General features: G+C 39.2%; 16 protein-coding genes. 10 read left to right on the top strand and 6 right to left on the bottom strand.

What is annotated here, in order from left to right; all coding sequences use genetic code 11:
* The first annotated feature begins 64 nt into the window (after positions 1 to 64).
* The 4 genes from EHO65_RS17950 (at position 65) to EHO65_RS17935 (ending at position 6,069) form a co-directional block, all read left to right on the top strand.
* The gene (locus EHO65_RS17950) at positions 65 to 1,360 is read left to right on the top strand and encodes a phospholipase C/P1 nuclease family protein (RefSeq protein WP_244243572.1); all 1,296 of its coding nucleotides are present in this window, start codon (positions 65 to 67) and stop codon (positions 1,358 to 1,360) included.
* Between the two features lie 126 nt (positions 1,361 to 1,486).
* Positions 1,487 to 2,488 carry a VOC family protein gene (locus EHO65_RS17945; protein WP_135775910.1) on the top strand — a complete coding sequence of 334 codons (1,002 nt, stop codon included), beginning with the start codon at positions 1,487 to 1,489 and terminating at the stop codon, positions 2,486 to 2,488.
* Between the two features lie 23 nt (positions 2,489 to 2,511).
* On the top strand, positions 2,512 to 3,546 hold the full coding sequence (locus tag EHO65_RS17940) for a zinc-binding dehydrogenase (RefSeq protein ID WP_135775909.1): 1,035 nt from the start codon (positions 2,512 to 2,514) through the stop codon (positions 3,544 to 3,546).
* 234 nt (positions 3,547 to 3,780) lie between these two features.
* Entirely contained in the window at positions 3,781 to 6,069 is a 2,289-nt protein-coding gene (locus tag EHO65_RS17935; protein WP_135775908.1) for a glycoside hydrolase family 5 protein, read from the top strand.
* A 102-nt stretch (positions 6,070 to 6,171) separates the two neighbouring features.
* Here EHO65_RS17935 and EHO65_RS17930 read toward each other — a convergent pair whose 3' ends face one another.
* Entirely contained in the window at positions 6,172 to 7,017 is an 846-nt protein-coding gene (locus EHO65_RS17930) for a class I SAM-dependent methyltransferase (protein WP_135775907.1), read from the bottom strand.
* Positions 7,018 to 7,119: 102 nt separating this feature from the next.
* On the opposite strand from EHO65_RS17930, the gene EHO65_RS17925 reads away from it, so the two are divergent.
* Complete coding sequence (locus EHO65_RS17925; protein ID WP_135775906.1) at positions 7,120 to 7,971, top strand: helix-turn-helix transcriptional regulator; 852 nt, start codon at positions 7,120 to 7,122, stop codon at positions 7,969 to 7,971.
* A gap of 28 nt (positions 7,972 to 7,999) precedes the next feature.
* Here the strand turns inward: EHO65_RS17925 and EHO65_RS17920 are convergent, their stop codons facing one another.
* Entirely contained in the window at positions 8,000 to 9,154 is a 1,155-nt protein-coding gene (locus EHO65_RS17920; protein WP_135775905.1) for an adenylate/guanylate cyclase domain-containing protein, read from the bottom strand.
* A 189-nt stretch (positions 9,155 to 9,343) separates the two neighbouring features.
* On the opposite strand from EHO65_RS17920, the gene EHO65_RS17915 reads away from it, so the two are divergent.
* Genes EHO65_RS17915 through EHO65_RS17900 form a run of 4 tightly spaced genes read left to right on the top strand, consistent with a single transcriptional unit; the run spans position 9,344 to position 12,060 of the window.
* Positions 9,344 to 10,384: an MBL fold metallo-hydrolase gene (locus tag EHO65_RS17915; protein ID WP_135775904.1), complete on the top strand. Its 1,041-nt coding sequence runs from the start codon at positions 9,344 to 9,346 to the stop codon at positions 10,382 to 10,384.
* 5 nt (positions 10,385 to 10,389) lie between these two features.
* Positions 10,390 to 10,815 carry a YeeE/YedE family protein gene (locus EHO65_RS17910; RefSeq protein WP_135775903.1) on the top strand — a complete coding sequence of 142 codons (426 nt, stop codon included), beginning with the start codon at positions 10,390 to 10,392 and terminating at the stop codon, positions 10,813 to 10,815.
* Positions 10,812 to 11,249: a DUF6691 family protein gene (locus EHO65_RS17905; RefSeq protein WP_135775902.1), complete on the top strand. Its 438-nt coding sequence runs from the start codon at positions 10,812 to 10,814 to the stop codon at positions 11,247 to 11,249. The genes EHO65_RS17910 and EHO65_RS17905 overlap by 4 nt, the downstream gene beginning before the upstream one ends.
* A gap of 4 nt (positions 11,250 to 11,253) precedes the next feature.
* Positions 11,254 to 12,060 carry a sulfite exporter TauE/SafE family protein gene (locus EHO65_RS17900; RefSeq protein WP_135775901.1) on the top strand — a complete coding sequence of 269 codons (807 nt, stop codon included), beginning with the start codon at positions 11,254 to 11,256 and terminating at the stop codon, positions 12,058 to 12,060.
* 36 nt (positions 12,061 to 12,096) lie between these two features.
* Here EHO65_RS17900 and EHO65_RS17895 read toward each other — a convergent pair whose 3' ends face one another.
* A complete protein-coding gene (locus EHO65_RS17895; RefSeq protein WP_135775900.1) occupies positions 12,097 to 12,735 on the bottom strand; it encodes a hypothetical protein in 639 nt (212 codons plus the stop codon).
* 623 nt (positions 12,736 to 13,358) lie between these two features.
* Between EHO65_RS17895 and EHO65_RS17890 the strand changes: the two genes are divergently transcribed.
* The gene (locus EHO65_RS17890; protein ID WP_135775899.1) at positions 13,359 to 14,135 is read left to right on the top strand and encodes a LamG-like jellyroll fold domain-containing protein; all 777 of its coding nucleotides are present in this window, start codon (positions 13,359 to 13,361) and stop codon (positions 14,133 to 14,135) included.
* A gap of 79 nt (positions 14,136 to 14,214) precedes the next feature.
* Here the strand turns inward: EHO65_RS17890 and EHO65_RS17885 are convergent, their stop codons facing one another.
* From EHO65_RS17885 to EHO65_RS17875, 3 genes are all read right to left on the bottom strand, one after another.
* Positions 14,215 to 15,384, bottom strand: coding sequence for a tetratricopeptide repeat protein (locus tag EHO65_RS17885; RefSeq protein WP_135775898.1), 1,170 nt, complete (start codon positions 15,382 to 15,384; stop codon positions 14,215 to 14,217).
* A gap of 202 nt (positions 15,385 to 15,586) precedes the next feature.
* A complete protein-coding gene (locus EHO65_RS17880) occupies positions 15,587 to 16,513 on the bottom strand; it encodes an ankyrin repeat domain-containing protein (protein WP_135775897.1) in 927 nt (308 codons plus the stop codon).
* A 239-nt stretch (positions 16,514 to 16,752) separates the two neighbouring features.
* Positions 16,753 to 18,141, bottom strand: a complete 1,389-nt coding sequence (locus EHO65_RS17875; RefSeq protein WP_135775896.1) for an amidohydrolase family protein — start codon at positions 18,139 to 18,141, stop codon at positions 16,753 to 16,755.
* Positions 18,142 to 18,157: the final 16 nt, after the last annotated feature.

Genomic DNA, 18,157 nt, shown 5'->3' with positions numbered 1-18,157 from the left:
TACGGTGTAGTTTTCCCTTTGACAGTTTGTGTTGACTTCTCTTGGTAATATAGAATTCTTTGGTGTGCTCAAATATTACTCTAGTCTAATCTTCATCGCCTCACTTAGTTTGTTTGCTACACCTGCAGAAGCCTGGTGGAATCATTTTCTATTCAACCGACCTGCACTCGAAGTTATGCCTGAATTGGTATCAGCACCTAAGGTAAAAGTAGAATCTCTTGAAGATTTTTTACTTAAAGAACAAGACAAACTTATCCCTCTTATGAGGGATATGGAGAAGGAAGCGAATTTAGACTACGATAAAAATGCTCCTCTTCCAGATGTACTCTCATTCAAAGGAGGAGATAGAAAAACAATCCGAAATCATTTCTTAAGAGCGCTTAGGTTGAATACCGGAACACCGTTAGGTTATTTTTTACAGAATCTTCCAGGGAATCCTCTTCCTGGAAAAAAATCGGATCCAAAAACAGTAAGTATTTATGGAGAGAAGGATCTAAAACAAGATTATGAATTTTATGATATTCGAATAGGAGAACTTGTCAGCCCGATTGAAGTGCTCGCAACTGCCGGTGATGAGCCGGATTTCGGATTGGATCTGAATTTATTCGAGGATAATGGAGAAAGTTTCGGAAAAGATTATGGTTTTGGAATACAATCTTTTGGAGATTCTAAGATCTATTATGCCACCCAAGTCCCATTTCATATAGGTTATTATCATGAATCCCCGATCATATTTGCTGCAGCAGGATTTCTAACCCGCACCTACCCTCGATATAGAGTCTATCAGTTCATGACACTTTCTCGTTATGCTTTCCAAACAGGACATACATATTGGGGATATCGTTTCTTAGGCTGGGGAATGCATTATGTTGCGGATCTGACCCAACCATATCACTCTAGAGTTCTTCCGAATTTTGGAACAATTAGTATGCTTTGGATCAATCTAAAGGCAATTCTTGGATTCGAAAACGCTAAAAATGAAGCGATTGATAGGATTGCCAGTCGACATACGACTATCGAAAAATACCATTTTAGTACATTAAGAAATGCTTATAAAAATAAGGAGTTAGATCATCCTTTTATCGTAAGTGTAAAACAGACTGATTTGGATAATACTTACGGTAAATATGATAATTCTTATCTTGTTAATGTAGTCTCTAAACAGAGCTACGATATTTCGGATAAAATTGATACCCTAATTGATGAATCGAATCTATTGAAAGGTTTTTCAGAAGATAAACTTTTGCCTGAGATCAACCAAAAGTCATTAGGAGACTTGAATTCTACAATTAAGGATCATATGAAAAGTGTTGGTTCTCATATTCGTAACTATGTTAGGGAAGGACTGAAGCAAAACTAAGGAAAGAAGATCGCCTTACCATTTGTAGAGTCCATAACCTACACTTGTTCCGAGGAGACAATATTTTCACTTATACCGGATTCGTTCAAGCGCAGAAGAGAATGTATATGCTATCCTTAGCTATATATGAAAAAGTTTCTGATCGTTCTGTTCTCCATACTTTTCTTAATTACCATCTGGTGGGTTTTAACTCCTTCTCCCCATGAATATAAAAGGATTCTAAATTCGGATTTTTCCTTCGAAACGGTAATTTTCAGGAGTTCGGATCCAAAACGCCTTTCTGATTTTTACCAGAACGTATTCAGGGCTAAGGAAACAAAAACGGATTCAAACTGGACCCTAGGAGATCCGCTCTCTTCCGTTATTACTCTCAGAACTCCCGATTATCAAAACGAAGGGCCAATATTTACAATATTAAAAGCAGAGAAATCGAACCAAGGAACAAGCTCTGCAAACGATCTGGGCTATGCTCATATCTGTTTCGAAACGGATAATGTTCCTGGTCTCATCCAAACAATCCAAAAGAATGGAGGAAAGATAGACAGCAGTTTCGAGGATTTACAAAAAGTTCCCGCAATTTATGGAAGAGATCCGGATGGAAATATATTCGAGATCCATATTCCATTTCCAACTCCTCTTAGCCCAAGCACTATCTTTCGTAGCTTAAATTCGTTAGTAAGGACCCGATTTAAACTAAATCCTTCCGGAATCGATAAGATCCGATTCCTTCATGTAAATATCAATTCCAGGGATTGGACCAAGGCACTCTCTTTTTACGGCAAAATTTTAGAAACAAATGCAACAGGCTTCGAAAGGGATTATAAGGGAGACTTTATAGAAAATCTAACGGGACTCACCGGGATAGAAGTAAAAGGTCGTCACCTTCCCCTCCCCGGATACGAAGAAGGTGGTCCCACATTCGAAATATTCACTTACAATAATTTCAGTAAAGGAGGTCCATTAAATAAATCTGATACGGGAAGAATTGCAGTAGGATTCCGGGTTTTGGATTTAAAAGCGGCAGTCAACAAAATCCTCCCAGAAGGCGGAATCATATTAGAAGAATATGATACTTCAGTAATACTTAAGGATCCTGAAGGGAATCTTTTTGTGATCTCCCAGAAATAAGCAAAATTCGGAAACATAAATCCATGAAAAACAATCTCCCTAAAAAAATGAAGGCCGTCAGACAATTAGGCCCACTACCTAACGAGGCACTCTCAGATCCGAATGAGATCAAAAAAATCCTACAACTTACTTCTATCGATTTGCCTAAACCTGGCCCTGGACAGGTTCTCATAAAGGTGGATCGAGGCTCTATGAACCCGAACGATCTTTACCATATCCGAGGAGTATACAGTTCTACTTTTGATTATCCTTATCCTAGAGGGGTCGGCTTTGAAGCAGCAGGAACAGTAGTAGCTAACGGAGGAGGGATTGTCGGAAAAATGAGACTTGGTAAAAGAGTCGCCTTTTATAGCAAGAGCGGAGTATTTGCGGAATATGCTTTGGCAGAGGCTTTAAAATTGATCGTTCTTCCTAATGACGTTCAATTCCAGGAGGCAGCCTCCTCAGTTGCAAATCCTATTACCGGGATTGCTATGGCAAGATGCGCGAAAGCATCTGAATCCAAATATTTTTTTATTACCGCTGCGGCAGGAGCAGTTGCCAGAATGACGATGCGTGTCGCACATACATACGGTTTAAAAAGTATAGCTATCGTTCGCAGGGAGGAGCAGATCTCGATCTGCAAAGAAGAAGGCGCATCGTACGTATTAAACCAATCCGATCCGGATTTCGAAAAACGACTTACAGAACTCTGTAAAGAAGTCAATTGCACATACGGTTTCGATTGTATCGGAGGAGAAATGCCTTTAACACTTGTCCGATCTATGCCTCAAGGATCCACCCTTTGTATGTATGGTTATTTTAATACCGGCCCTATGCAATTCCAACCTCAGAAATTATTCAACGGTTGGAAAGTCCAATTTTTCGAGATCGAATACTATATCAACGCACTCTCTCTTCCGTCGAGATATTTACTATCGCGAGAAGTGATCGAGAATGTGAACGGTCTGTTCAGACCCAAGATACAACGCCAATTCAAGTTGGAAGAAGCCGCAGAGGCATATGCATTTTATAGCCAGAATATGACGGATGGGAAGATCCAGATCCTTTGTGAATAAGTCATATTAAGTATTCATAATATTTATCGCATTTTGTAATGTAGTAATTTTAAATATATGGACTGTTCGTTCAATATTTTTATTATAACAAACGCTTTAAAAAGAAAAAACGTAAGATATAGAATGGAATCTTGGGAAAAAATAAACGATTTATAAGTACGCTCTGTTAAATAATCCCCACACATATAAAAAACTATCCGTGATTGATTGGGAATTCAATGGAGAGAATTCAAAATGTTTAACAGAAGGAAAATGAAAATTTTTTGTTCTGTATCGGTGGTCTTTGCTATATTAGCAAGTTGTTCCCCTGAAACAGACCAAGCGTATTTACCGTTCTCACTTTCTAAATCGGCGAAATCCACTTACAACTCTGTACGAGCTTTTGTAGTGGCGACCAATCCTCCGATCGTTCCTCTGAGTACGAACGGAAGATATATCGTAGATTCGAATAATAACCGTTTCAAATTGAAAGCGGTGAACTGGTATGGAGCAAGCGATACTCGTCAGGTAGTGGGAGGCTTGGATAAACAGCCTATCTCTCATATTATTTCCCTGATCCAAGAATGGGGCTTCAACTCAGTTAGATTGCCTTTTTCTAATATAATGCTTCATGACGCGAATATCGTTCCGAACGAACATGTGGCTGCTAACCCACAATTTTTCGGAAAGACAGCCTTACAGATCTATGATGAAACCGTAGCAGCTTTGACTGCCGCAGGGATCGTAGTGGTCTTAAATAACCATACTACTTTCTCAGAATGGTGCTGTGGATTCGACTATAATGGCCAATGGTATCACACAGGATCTTCCTTTGCCTATAACCAAACTCCTGAAATGTGGAAAGCGGATTGGGTGTTCTTGGTAAATCGTTATAAGAATAATAAGTTAGTCGCTGCTGCGGATCTTAGAAACGAAGTTCGCACACAACGTTTTAACGATACTCATTTACCGAATAGCCCTAACTGGGGTTGGAATAATATAGACGATTGGCGTAAGGCTGCTCAGGAAGCTGGAAATGATATCTTACGCGCTAACCCAGATTTGGTCATAGTTGTCGAAGGTATCAATTGGTGGGGAGCGATCCCGATCTTAGGTTCCGGGGAACGTCCTCACCTAAAACCTGTTAGAGATCTTCAAGTTCATATTCGTAATGTAAATAAACTGGTTTATGCCGCTCATAACTATGGATTTATCGGACCTAAACATAACGGTGACGATGGAACTTCCGGCGGAAATATCAAATACAAGGATATGGATCTAAATACATTCCGAAACACTATCACAGACGAATGGGGATATGTAACTGATCCAGATGCAGTTACTACAGCTCCTGTTTGGGTAAGTGAATTCGGAGCTTCTCCAGGAGAAACAAATCCTGCAGATAGAGAGTGGCTCAAAAGGCTTGTGGATTATTTAATCGAGAAGGATATTGATTTCGCATTCTGGCCTCTAAACGGCGAAGACGAATGGGGACTTGTAACTTCTGATTGGTCTCAAATGAAACGAGGCAACTGGCGAGATGAACATATGGATCGCCTTCTTGCTTTCAATGGTAAGACTGGACCCGTTGCTTACGTAGACCATTTGACCAAGATCGGCTTTAACGGTGTAGATGATAACGTAAGTACAATTGATAACGATTGGTTATCAGGTGCAAACAAAGGAACCTGTCCTGATGGAGAACGTCTATTAGGCTTAAGCCGTGACCAAAGAGCACTTTGTAGTGATACAAAATACGGAAAACTTTGGCATGCTGACCGTGCGATTAACGTGCAAGCGGTTTATGAAACTACCACTCGTTACCATGGAACAGGAGATTGGGCCGGCGGATTTACTAAATACGAATGTCCTAATGACTACTATGTTGCAGGGGCAACTAAACACTCTTGGGGAACTAGTGGAATCCTTTGTGCTCACAGTAAAGTTCCTCTTGCTAACTCATGCCGCACTATTTGGTTCGACAGAGGAGATAGCCGTTCATCTCAGCGTGGAGGAGATTGGGCTCCAGGTTCTTACAAGGGCCAATGTGCTGATACCGAATACGTAGCTGGGGTTGCTCAAAGGGACGGAGGAGGAGCTGCACTACTTTGTTGCTCTTCTCCATTGAGTGGAGAATTACCTTTAGTATATAAGGCTAAAAATCTTTCTCACCGCACCGGATTCGCAGAAGGTGATGCTTGGGTTGTTACCACAGGTGATCATTGGGCGGATCATATTATCTATGGACCTTATGACAGAGGTCGTTGGGGAACAGGAAACAAACGTGCCGTATTCCGCATGTTAGTAGATGTAACTAACGCGAATAACGATAAAGTTGTGACCATAGACGTTTACGATGGCCAAGAAGTATTGGCAAGAAGAGACGTTTATAGACATGAGTTTGTTGGTCCGGGCCAATATACAAACTTCTCATTAGATTTTAATATAGCACCAGACAAAGCGGATCGTCCTATGGAAGTTCGCGCATGGTGGTTTGATACTTCTTATGTGAAGACTGAGAATGTGACTATTCAAAATAGATAATATCGACTATTAGGCGAGGTTCGCCTAGTGGAGAATATAAAAGGCCGACTTAAAAGAGTCGGCCTTTTTGTTTTATTAAGAGCTTCTATATAAAGTTTTTACTTATAGATCAATAGTGACTCTTAAAAAAGTAGCAGGTATTGAAATTCCAACATCTCCACTTTGGTTTTGTTCATTTGCAAGTTGGATAAGTTGCCTACGCAGCTCTTCTGCCTTTCCATTTTTCTCAGCAGAATCAAATGCATTCATCGTTGGACCGTAAAATTTTCTGAGTAACTCTATCAAATCCTCAGGTGTTTTATCTGGAGAGATAAAACTGTATGTATCTTTGAGTAGGGAAATTTTCTCGGCTTTCACTCCTGCCTTTGCAAAATAATCCATAATATAAGATTTCATTCCCCAAGTCATTGGACTTACAAAACCTTCCGGAGGTGGAGGTGAAAAGGAAGAGCTTATCTTTAACAACTGGGAAACAAACGACGTAGGATCATTTGGGATCCAATTCCCCATTACGATACGACCACCGGGTTTTGTAACCCGAACCATTTCGCTTGCAACATCAAATGGTTTCGGAGCAAACATTGCCCCAAATACGGAAATAGTTAGATCAAAAGAACGATCGAGAACTTCCTGTAAATTGCATGCGTCTCCTTCTTGGAATTTCAAATTGGAAAGACCTTCTGCTTTCGCCCTTCTATTCCCAGCCTCTACTAAGTTTTTTGCAATATCGATCCCTAACACTTCCGATCCGGTCCTTGCAAGTGGGATCGCAGTCGTTCCATCTCCGGATCCTAAATCCAAAATTTTCAATGGAGATATTATTCCGAGATGAGTTACGAGCTCTTCTCCTGATTTGCGCATTAAGGAAGCGATCTCAGTGAAATCACCCTTCTCCCATAATGTTTTGTTTGGATTTTCAGTTTTAGATTCCAAAGCTTGCTTTAACATATAAGTGTAAATCCTATTATAGAGTAGTATTGTTCTTTCCAACCTTCTGCCCAGAATGAAGGGCAAAATAATTTCTAAGTGACAGGATGATTATATTTGCAGATGATGAAAGCTCCTTGTATAATTCTGCAATCTATGGAAATTAATTCTCACCCACTCGATCGACAAGAAAGGATTTGTATTTGGGGAAGTCGCTGCCTGTTTGCAGGCTATCTCCCTGATCTAACCTTACGTCGAAGAGCAGCTGCCACAGTTTGTATCAGCTTAGATGGAGAATTCCAAATTTCTTTAAATGATTCCGATTGGATCTCTTTTCGTTCTGCACTGATCCCACCAATGGTAGATCATTCCATCCGATTTTCAGGAAAGTTCTGTATATTGCTCTTTATGGATTTAAGCAGTCCTAATTATGAATCCTTAAGAGCATCGAATTTAGAAAGTGAAACGGACGGTATTTTTATTTCATTGAGGGAAGAAGAGGAACTATTTAATAAGATCAATCAAATCCTTTCCGATGATTCTGATTCGGAAGAAATACTATTAAAATTATTAAATCAGGTCCCCCCGATTGTAGAGAACGATTCAAGAATAATAGACCAACGTATCCAGAAGATCGTAGAGTTGATCACTACAATGCCTCATGAAGATCATTCTGCGAAAGATCTGGCTGAATTTGCCGGTATGTCTGTTTCTAATTTGGAGCACCAATTTAAGAAAGAGATTGGTATTCCATTTCATTCATTTCGCACTTGGTTCAGGCTTAAATTAACTGTGTATTCTCTTTTACATGGAATGAATCATACCGATTCCGCACATCGTGCTGGATTTTTCGATTCAGCTCATTTTACCAGGACCTTTCGTGCCACATTCGGATTACCTCCTTCCGAAATATTCAGAAGCACGAGACTCCTGAAATCATTTATAGAAGTACCGGCAAGTTATGCGGAAGCTTAATGGCCTCCGCACTTTCTATGATCTTTTCCTATTCATAACTGAGATAGGTCTTCATTTCTCCCTTACCTTTTACATCTATTAATCTACGAATTTCAATTTGAGAAGTATCTTCAAGAAGATCATAAGTAGTTTCAGAGATCTGAATACGACCAGGCACACCATGAGACTCCAAACGACTAGCGGTATTCACTGCATCACCCCAAAGATCATATGCGAATTTTTTCTTACCAATCACACCCGCAACAACAGGTCCCGAATGTATACCAATCCTCATTCTTAAAGGTTTTCCGGAAGGATCATACAATGTTTTTACAAACTTCTGCATTTCAATGGCCATCTCCATTGCAGATTTAGCATGGCCTTCATGCCAAATCGGAATTCCAGAAACAGCCATATACGCATCTCCTATAGTTTTAATTTTTTCCATTCCGTATTTTTCAGCGAGAAGATCGAAGTGAGAAAACACATCATTCAGAAAATGTACCAAAGTTTCAGGAGAGACCTTTTGCGAAATTACTGTGAAATTCTCTATATCTGCAAATAATATAGAAACCATTTTGTATCCGTCGGCAATTGTAGATGGATTTCGTTTTAATCTTTCTGCAATAGGTTCGGGTAGAATATTCAGAAGTAGATTTTCAGCTCTATCATGCTCTTGCTTGTTTTTAGAAATAAAATAGTATAAGCTAAAGAAAGTTAATGTTCCTGCCCCTATAATATTGATCACAAAAAACAAAATTTGCATATTACGCTCTACTTTTGGTATAGGCAGTTGCAAATAAAATTCAGCAAGTCCTGTTAAAACCAAAACGACCAAAAATAATCCGAACCAGACCAAACCTTGACGAATTGGTGCGAATGAAAGAGCTCCAAGTGGACAAAGAATTGCCCAAATAATCACCGCTCCTGAGTTCTCGAAACCCCCTAAGCTTAATTGTAAAAGTACAGGAAGTATTAAGATAAAAAGAAATTGGAGAAATCTAAAAGCTAAATACTTACCTGTAACAAAAACAAAAAACAGGCTTAATAAACTCAAGATTGCATAACCTCCAGGAATTATAGCCGATTGCGGAAAACCTAATATAAAATATAAAAAGCTCCATAAAAATCCCGCGGCAGTAAACGCCATCGAAAAATTGATGAGCCCATCTTTGTGAAGTTTATCTCGTTCTTTTGTTCTCATAGTTGCTAACACTCATTTCCTTAATCGACTGATCTAAAAAGATCTTCTATTTGTATAATTCTGCAAAAATCCCAAAAAAAGAACCGTCTCTATAAATTTTTTACAACGAGCTGCAGGATTATACAAGGATCAAAGTTTCGGGTGTCGTATATTGATGTATATGCACGTTACAAAAGGTAAAAACAAAAAATGAAAGACATTCTTTTTTACCAACTTATCGAACCACAATCCTCTACTTACACCTATCTGATCGCAGATCAGGAAACTAAGGAAGCCGCAATTATAGATCCGGTTTGGGAAACAGCGGAGAGAGATCTAAAGCTGATCAGAGAGCTTGGCTTGTATCTGATGTATATTTTAGAAACGCATATCCATGCGGATCATATCACGGGAGCTGCAGAAATTCGTAAAAATACCATGGCTCAAACTGCTGTAAGCGCATTAGCAGAAGTTGATTGTGCGGATATTCTACTCCAAGATGGGAGAATTCTATCGCTTGGAAGCAAAGAAATAAAAGCGATTGCCACTCCTGGACATACAAATGCCTGCATGAGTTTTCTATTTGAAGGAATGGTATTCACTGGGGATTCACTTCTGATCCGAGGTACAGGGAGAACAGACTTTCAGGAAGGATCATCTTCGAAACTATATGATAGTATCACCAAAAAAATATTCTCTCTTCCTGATGAAACCAAAGTTTATCCGGCACATGATTATAAAGGTTTAACCAGCACTACAGTTGGATTGGAAAAGAAATTAAATCCGAGGATCGGAGGAAATCGTTCCAAAGAAGAATTCCAAAAGATCATGGAAGAACTACAACTTACAACGCCCAAAAAGATGCACTTGGCTCTTCCTGCAAACACAGGATGTGGGAGTTTGGAAATCGTTAGAACAATGAATCCTCAAAGTATATCAGGAATTCCTACTGTTTTGAATGAGGACGTATTTAAGAAAATCGGAAATGTGAAAATTATAGATGTTCGTTCTCCGGAAGAATTCCACGGAGAGTTAGGCCATATTCGAACTTCTCAACTCGTAACGTTAGGATCTGATTTAACTAAATTTTTAGAAACAGGCGATCGTTTCGAAGAGATTATCTTTGTATGTCGTAGCGGAAAACGTTCCAGACAAGCGACAGAAGAAAGTATTCGTTTAGGTTATAAATTCACATCCAATTTGGCAGGAGGGATGGTGAATTGGAATGAGAAATACCTGCCTAAGGAGTAAGAAAAATGGAAACAGAATGGGTAATGGGTCTTGCAGGCGGAGTGGTGATTGGTATTGCAGTTTCTTTAATGCTTTTATGGAACGGAAGAGTAACCGGAGTCAGTAGCATTGTATACGGTGTATTGGTGCCTATCAAAGGTGATATATCCTGGAGATGGTATTTTATAGTCGGATTACTGCTGGGTGGTCTTTCTTTAAAATTTACAGCACCGGAACTTTTAGCTGCGGAACTTCAAACAAAAGCATGGATCGGCTCTTTAGCAGGGATACTCGTCGGATTCGGTGCAATGTTAGGAGGAGGTTGCACAAGTGGGCATGGAGTTTGTGGAGTCAGTAGAGTTTCTCCAAGATCCATTGTAGCGACAATCGTGTTCATGGCAGCTGGAATGGCAGCAGTAGTATTACTAAGAAAGACAGGTCTATATATATGAAATATAATATTGGAGCCTTAATCGTAGGCTTACTATTCGCAATCGGCTTGGGACTATCCGGAATTTTACAACCTGCAAACATAATAGGGTTTCTAGATATATTCGGAAAATGGAATCCTACCCTACTTTTCACAATGGCAGGTGCAGTTGGAGTTCATTTTATCACTTACAGATTGATAAGAAAAAGAAAAACTCCAATGTTCTCAAAGGAATGGTTTATTCCAACTCGCCAAGAAATCACTCCTGCTTTGGTTATAGGAAGTTTAATTTTTGGAATTGGCTGGGGACTTGGAGGTTATTGCCCCACAGTTTCGGTCACTACTCTCGCAAGCTTTGAGACAAGACCGATAATCGTTTTCGTGAGTATCATCTTCGGAATGTTATTATTCTGGTTCCTGGATAAAAAAATGAATTTGAAAAGTAGATTAGAATAAACTAATGCTGATCTTAGGATATGTAGCTTCTTTCTTTATGGGAGCCTCACTCGGACTAATTGGTGCAGGAGGTTCGATCTTGATGGTTCCCATTCTTTTCTATTTTTTTGGTCAGGATGCGACTTTTGCCACAACAAACTCACTCTTTGTTGTCGGAATAGCGGCTTTAGTCGGAGCAATCATCCAGGCAAAAAAGGGAGATACAAATATAAAAGTTGGAATATATTTCGCTATACCAAGCTTTGTCGGGATTTATATTGCGAGATACTTACTTCTCCCTTTCATTCCTAACATCTTAATTTCTGATTTTGGGATCACACTTACAAAACCTTTATTGGTAATGATCATTTTCTCCATCATAATGGCTTTTAGTTCTTGGGTTATGATCCGCTCTAATAATTCATCTCCGAGAGAAGACACTAAGCTCACCACAATATCTCCGAATATCCCATCGATTGGACTCAAAGGATTTTTAGTCGGGATAATCACCGGCTTTGTAGGAGCTGGCGGAGGATTTCTGATCATTCCTGCTCTCGTAATTCTACTCAAACTTCCGATCAGAAAGGCAGTAGGCACCTCACTTTCAATCATTGCAGCAAATTCTCTTTTCGGATTCGCAATCAGCTTCAGATCAGTGCAAACTGAAAATTGTCCGTTACTTCTAACTATCTGTGCTTTAGGAATTGCAGGAATGTTTTTAGGACAGAATCTTTCATCCAGAATGAATGAAAGATATCTAAAAAGCGGTTTTGGATATTTTACGTTAGTTGTAGCTTCCCTGATCCTATGGGACCAGGGAGGAAGGTTGTAGGAGATATAAAATCTGAATCTTTAAAACGAATTCTCTTCAGAGAGAAGCTTGGAAACAATACAATGCTCTCTGGAAATCGCAAGGGGCCCAACCTGAATCGTTCACCCAAACCCAGAAAGAGTCCAGTCTAGGAACAAAACCCGCCTCCCCCCAATCCGGATTAGAACTAGAGGTCCAATCTTTGCAGGATGTATTAGTTCCGTTTACATAATATCCGTCCCATCTAGTTCCGGTCCATACTGAACGATAAGTGCCAGAAGAAGGAGCGTAGTTCCCTTGCTCATTGCGAATCTGTGTCGAGATCGTACCATCGAAAAGGTCTGAGACGGAAAGAGCGATAGTTTCTCCAGTGGTGGTCACATATTTTGCATTTGGCATCCTGCCTCGGGCGTGCATAGCCGAAGTAGAAATAACCGCTTGGAAAGTTCCTGATAAACCACCTGCTCCTGCGACGGAAGCACAACGAAAATCGGCTCCGCTTACTCCGCCTAAATTTCCATTATAGATACTACTCGTGATAAAAAGAATTCGGGAAGGATCCTCCGGAGGAGGAAGTTCTCCCGGATCCGTAGTCCCAACAATTCCAGAATTCGATACAGCTAATGCCAAAAGTTCTTGGGATCCATCGGATGAACTTTGTTCGCAGTCGACCAAAGCAAAAAATAGCAGAATCATAGATAGCAACGAAAATATACGTATCATAAATTGGATATAGGCCCCTTTCTCTTTCCTAAAAGAGAGTTATGCTTCATTGCAAGGCCCTTTCTTTTCTATATCCCTGTCCAGTCCCAAGTCGGACTCAATAAATCTTTTTTTAAAGTGGAATTATAACTCTATACTGATTTTTTTCAACGTCTATTTTAATTCGGAATATTTAATATATTACCCAATATCCCTAAAAAGATAAAAACCAGAAAAATCCTTTTATTCTCCCACGACCAAAAAATAATTTCCGTTTAACTATATTCTGATTTAGCTATAAATCATATCAATAAGATCTAATGTAAAAAATCTAGCTGAGCTTCGAAATAAAAATTCTATGAATTTAATACACCTTATCGCTCTGCGGGAAAAAAAAATAGTCTCCCTTAACTTCTCCTATCTCTTCCTAACGCATCCTGGAAAAACACTGATCCCTTATATCATGAAAGAAGGAAAAATCGCGTTTTGATTCCATACAGCCCTACTTCTATACTGCTATAACCAAAAATGTAATCTTCATTTAACGCTCTTTTTTGGGATAATTTATTGCGTATCATTTTCACTAATATAACCATTGGTCAAAATTGAGAACGCACATGCCTAATATTCGCTCTTACCCGTTTCTCTTACTGTTACTCGTAACTTTAAGTTCTCAAAATTGCGGAACGTATCTACTTGCCAATATACTTCTTCCATCGAATGAAAATAACGGCCTGGAAAGCCTCGCTGAATCAATCGTAGGCGCTATGAATGTCGGCCTCATCCACTATTGGCCCTTAGATGGGGATGCAAACGATAGAGTCGGGACATTACATCTAACGGCATTCGGAACGGTAGGACCTGTTCTTACTTTCGACCATAACAATTTGCCAAACGGCGCATACTTTTATGACGGCATAGATTCATGGCATGATTCCGGTCTGGGAGGAGAGCCTATTCTATCAGGAATTTCATCATTTACTCTTAGCGCCTGGGTAAAAGGAAAATTTAAACCCTCACCGGGAATCATTATGGGCGCAGGAGATGGCTTAGGATTCCAGCTAGCTGATAACTCATCATGCTTACAAATCAGAGCATATAGTACGAACGGAGGCACCGGCGTTGTCAGCAATCTCAGCCCTTGCAGGGGCTATCAGGATGATGTATGGTATAACGTAACTCTCACATGGGATCTTCCAAATAGTAGAGCCAACCTTTATATCGGAAACGATCTTGTAGACTCTAGAGTATACAATCCGAATAGGGTCCCTTGGACTTCAGGCTTTCCAATTACTTTAGGATACGGTACATTAGGCGGAGGATCTCAGGTAGTAACTATAGACGAAGTTAGGGTTTATGACAGAATTGTCCCCCCTATACTTTTTGGTTTTTAACAATTGATGGTCTTAAGGCTTGAGGTCATACATCTTTTAAAATTATCTTGATATACCTTCCTATCGATCCGACTATCTGCTACCGAGTATGCCCATCTAACATTGTATTCAATTCTTTTATAGCCTCAACATGATTTGGTTTAGATTTAATAGCCAAATTAAAATATCTTTTGGCTTCTTCTTTATTATTCGATTTGAATAAGAGGCCTAAATTATAATAGGCTGAAGCATAATTGCTTTTTAACATAGTAGCCTGGGTAAAATAATCTTTTGCCAGATCGAAATGGCCAATTAACTTTGAACATAACCCCATATTAACGAAAAGCCTAGGATCCGAATCATTGATTTGTCTTGCCTTCTCAAAATAGATAATAGCATTTTTATAATCTTCTGAATTCATATAAGCGGTAGCCTTACCGAAATAAAGATTATAGTCCTCCCTATCATCAATCTGCTCCGCCGAAGAAAAATAATCAAGACTTTCCGAGTAATGACCTTTAGCTAAAGCAATATAACCCTTCAAAACGATCATATCATAATCGTTTTTATAACCTTCATATACTTTATTTGCCTTTAAGTAATCTTTTCGAATCAAAAAATACCAGCCGATAGTCGCCGGCTGTTCTTTTAGTAATATTTTTTCAGACAATTTCTCGATTAGAACGTCGATACAACCGATCTCATCGTCATTAATAATCTTTTCTTTTACGTCAATGGTTTCAGTAGAAAATGGAAAATGGATCTTTGCTTCCAGCTCATTTCCTCTTCTGACAATGGATCCGGAAATGACTTTATCCTGAACATTCAGCAGAAGCCTTATAACTTTCTTTAAAGAACTTAAAGAAACCCCAAATACCTTAATATCTTCCGAAGCCACGGCATCATTAAATCGAAAAATAGGCTTATGAATATCTTCGGAGTCGGACGAATCGATAGCAGTAACCTCAGATTGGATTAACCTGAGCTTCAAAATGATTCTACCGGAAACTTCATTTTCGCTTAATCCATTTTTAATGATAGATTCAGGCAGACTAATCGACTCAATGTAGTAAGTGTCACTAAGGACTCCTCTTACTGAATAAAAAAGAATAAGTGCAGAAATTAGAATAAAAAAAACCCTTCCAAATACTACCCGAATATCTTTAGCTATTCTCGAGAAAGAATTTTTCTCGAAATATCCCTTTATTCTAATGAAGAATTTATCAAATAAGTTATTAAGTATTTCAAGATTTACGAAAGAAGGATACATTTCGCAGGTTATCTTCCAAAAGATAGGCTCTGTCTACTCTTTTTTGGAAGAACAAATCGATCCTAATCAGAAGTATATATGTGATTTATATAATATTTTGATTATTGCATAAAAGGAGTCTGGCTTGAAAAAATTAACTAAAAAGCATTGCATCGAGACCTCTGAGCAATGCTTTTCATTCTATATCAATTTTCTTTAAAAATCAAAGCCAAAAGAAAAGTAGATCTCCAAATCCTTCTACAATGTTTCTAGGAATCGTTTTCCATTCCGGCTCAGGCTGTTCTACGTTCGGAAATTTTGCCATAATCAGTGCTTTTGCTTTTTGAGCTTCTTCATTTTTGATCTCAAAAATCTCCAAAAGGCCTGAACGGTTAGACTGGTCGCTAGTAAAGTGACGAAGATAGAGATCAATATCCGTTTTTAGTATCAAGTCCAGCAACTCTAATGCTAATTTCCGTTTCTTTACGTCTGTTTCCTTAAAACTAGAACTCAAAAACAAAAGAGGTGCTGATTCCCTATCACAGCAATTTAAATTTAAATTCCGGCTAAGATATGATTTAAAGACATCTGTATTCGAATAAAAAGTTACATATCCGCGCACAATCTCAGTTGCCAAAGATTCCCTTGAAGAATCTAACGTGGTATTCAAGGAATTTACATAATTTAGAAGTTCTAAACTTTGTTTCTTATCCTTCTCTTGTACGGAATGCATTAATGCATATTTCCATGCCATATATGTGACCGACCTTTTTCGATATGTTCTGTCGTTCACATTCGCGCCTTTCGAAACTAAATATTTTGCAACTTCCGTATGGCCGTATTTAATTGCGAGTAGTAGAGGTGTTTCGTTTCCTTCTCTACCTCCGGTAGCAAAGTAAATCCCTCCTTTAGCATTTATATCAGCACCTTTATCCAGTAATTTTTTTACGAGCTCTAAATGACCGTATTCAGCAGCATAATGTAACGGAGTTAAGGAGAACTCCCCTCCTTCATTCCATTCGGGTGAATTTGAATCGATAGCCTGGTTTGCATAGGCTGTGTTTCCAGTCTTGATTTTTTGGATCAATACCGTATCAGATGCGCAATTCATAACGAATAACGCGATAATTAGTAAAAACGATTTTACCATTTTCAGAATAATCTCTCCCAATTTTCTTTAATCGATTAAAGAAGCTTTGTTACTTTCTATCGATTTCAGAAAAAATTCGGACAAAATTTACTTCGAAAATGTATTTTTTGTACGCAAAATATTAGGATTGAGAGGAAAGGATTTCTATCTTAACCCGCCATTCAATACTATAAGAAAGATATTCCCCAAGAGGTAATTCTCGTTCGAATTTATACAATAAGAACTTAACCTGCGTAATGTTACAAGGATTCAATTTTCTTTCTGAGCTTTTTCATTAATACTTCTCTGACTACTTTCTGGCGAAGACGCGTTACAATACCAGGTGATTGCAGCGTCCCTAGAAGCCTCTGGCCGGAGTCGAAAAGTTTTGATCGTAAGCTACTTGTATCTACATCGATAAGAGTATGTTCACGTTTTCGCCACCTACCTGCAATCATTACTGCTTCTATATTCGCCATGTTTGCTTGAAGTGCAGTAGCAACAGGATCGTGTGCTGGCCATAGATTCAAATTACGGGTATCGATAGCAACGATATCCGCTTGCATACCAGGCTCCAGACGACCAACACTGTCCGCTAGTCCAAGAGCTCGAGCGCCTTCTACAGTTAACCATGAAAGAGCATCTTTGCTTGTGATTGTAGGTGATGCAGAGAAAAGGCCCGTTTCCTGGAGACTTTGTTGGTGATCTTGTCCACGTTGATGAGCAAGAGCAATCCGTGCCGCTACCAAGACTTCTCCCGAAACTACAGTATCAGTATCTGTTCCTATCGAAGGAGCTGTGCCATAACGTAATAATCTACCGGTAAGAGGAAGGCCATGTCCTTGACTTAATTCATTCTCTGGTGTTGAGGTAAAGGTAGCTCCTGCCTGAACAAACAATCTGATCCATTCATCCGGCAAATCGCAGCCGTGCACAATGTTAACGTGCGGCCCAATTAGATTTGCGTCCAATACAGCTTTCCAAGCTGCCCCAGGCAGTCCTCCACTCTGGTGCATTGAAACAATAATATCACGGTCTTTAGCATTAATCAAATCCGTTTTGGCAACGTGTAACTTGGAATATTGCGGTCCAGGTATCGCCATTCCAACAGAAATTAATTTATGATTTTTCAATATTCTCATCAATCGATCAATTTCTTGGATTGGGTGAATCGCTTCCCTAATTCTATGTGGCGTTCCATTAAAATACACGGCACGAATACCTGAATCATCAAGCCCTTGAATCGTCTGATCAGCATATGTTGGCGTACGAGCGTTATGGCACCAATCACCGATAGTCGTCGTACCACAATTGATTTGATTTAGAGCACAAAATAATGCAGCGATGTACATATCCTTCGGATTATACTTTGAAGAAAGTCCAGCATGGGCGTTGGCAAGATACTCTAAGAGAGTCCAATCCGCTCCAGCACATCGCAGAGCAGCTTGCCAACTATGAATATGAGCATTAATGAGTCCAGGAATAAGAATGCGATCTTTAAAGTCCACAATCTCATCCGCGTATACTTCTAAATGAGGATCCATTTTAGAAATAAGTCCATCTTCTATAAGAATATCAAGGTGTTCTGAATCTGGACGATTTGGTGACATTGTCACTACTACAGCACCTCGCAACAGGATCCGTTTCATTAATTTACCTCATAAA

The sequence above is a fragment of the Leptospira andrefontaineae genome (assembly GCF_004770105.1).
Classification (GTDB): Bacteria; Spirochaetota; Leptospiria; order Leptospirales; family Leptospiraceae; genus Leptospira_B; species Leptospira_B andrefontaineae.
This window is presented reverse-complemented; position numbering and strand designations above follow the sequence as displayed.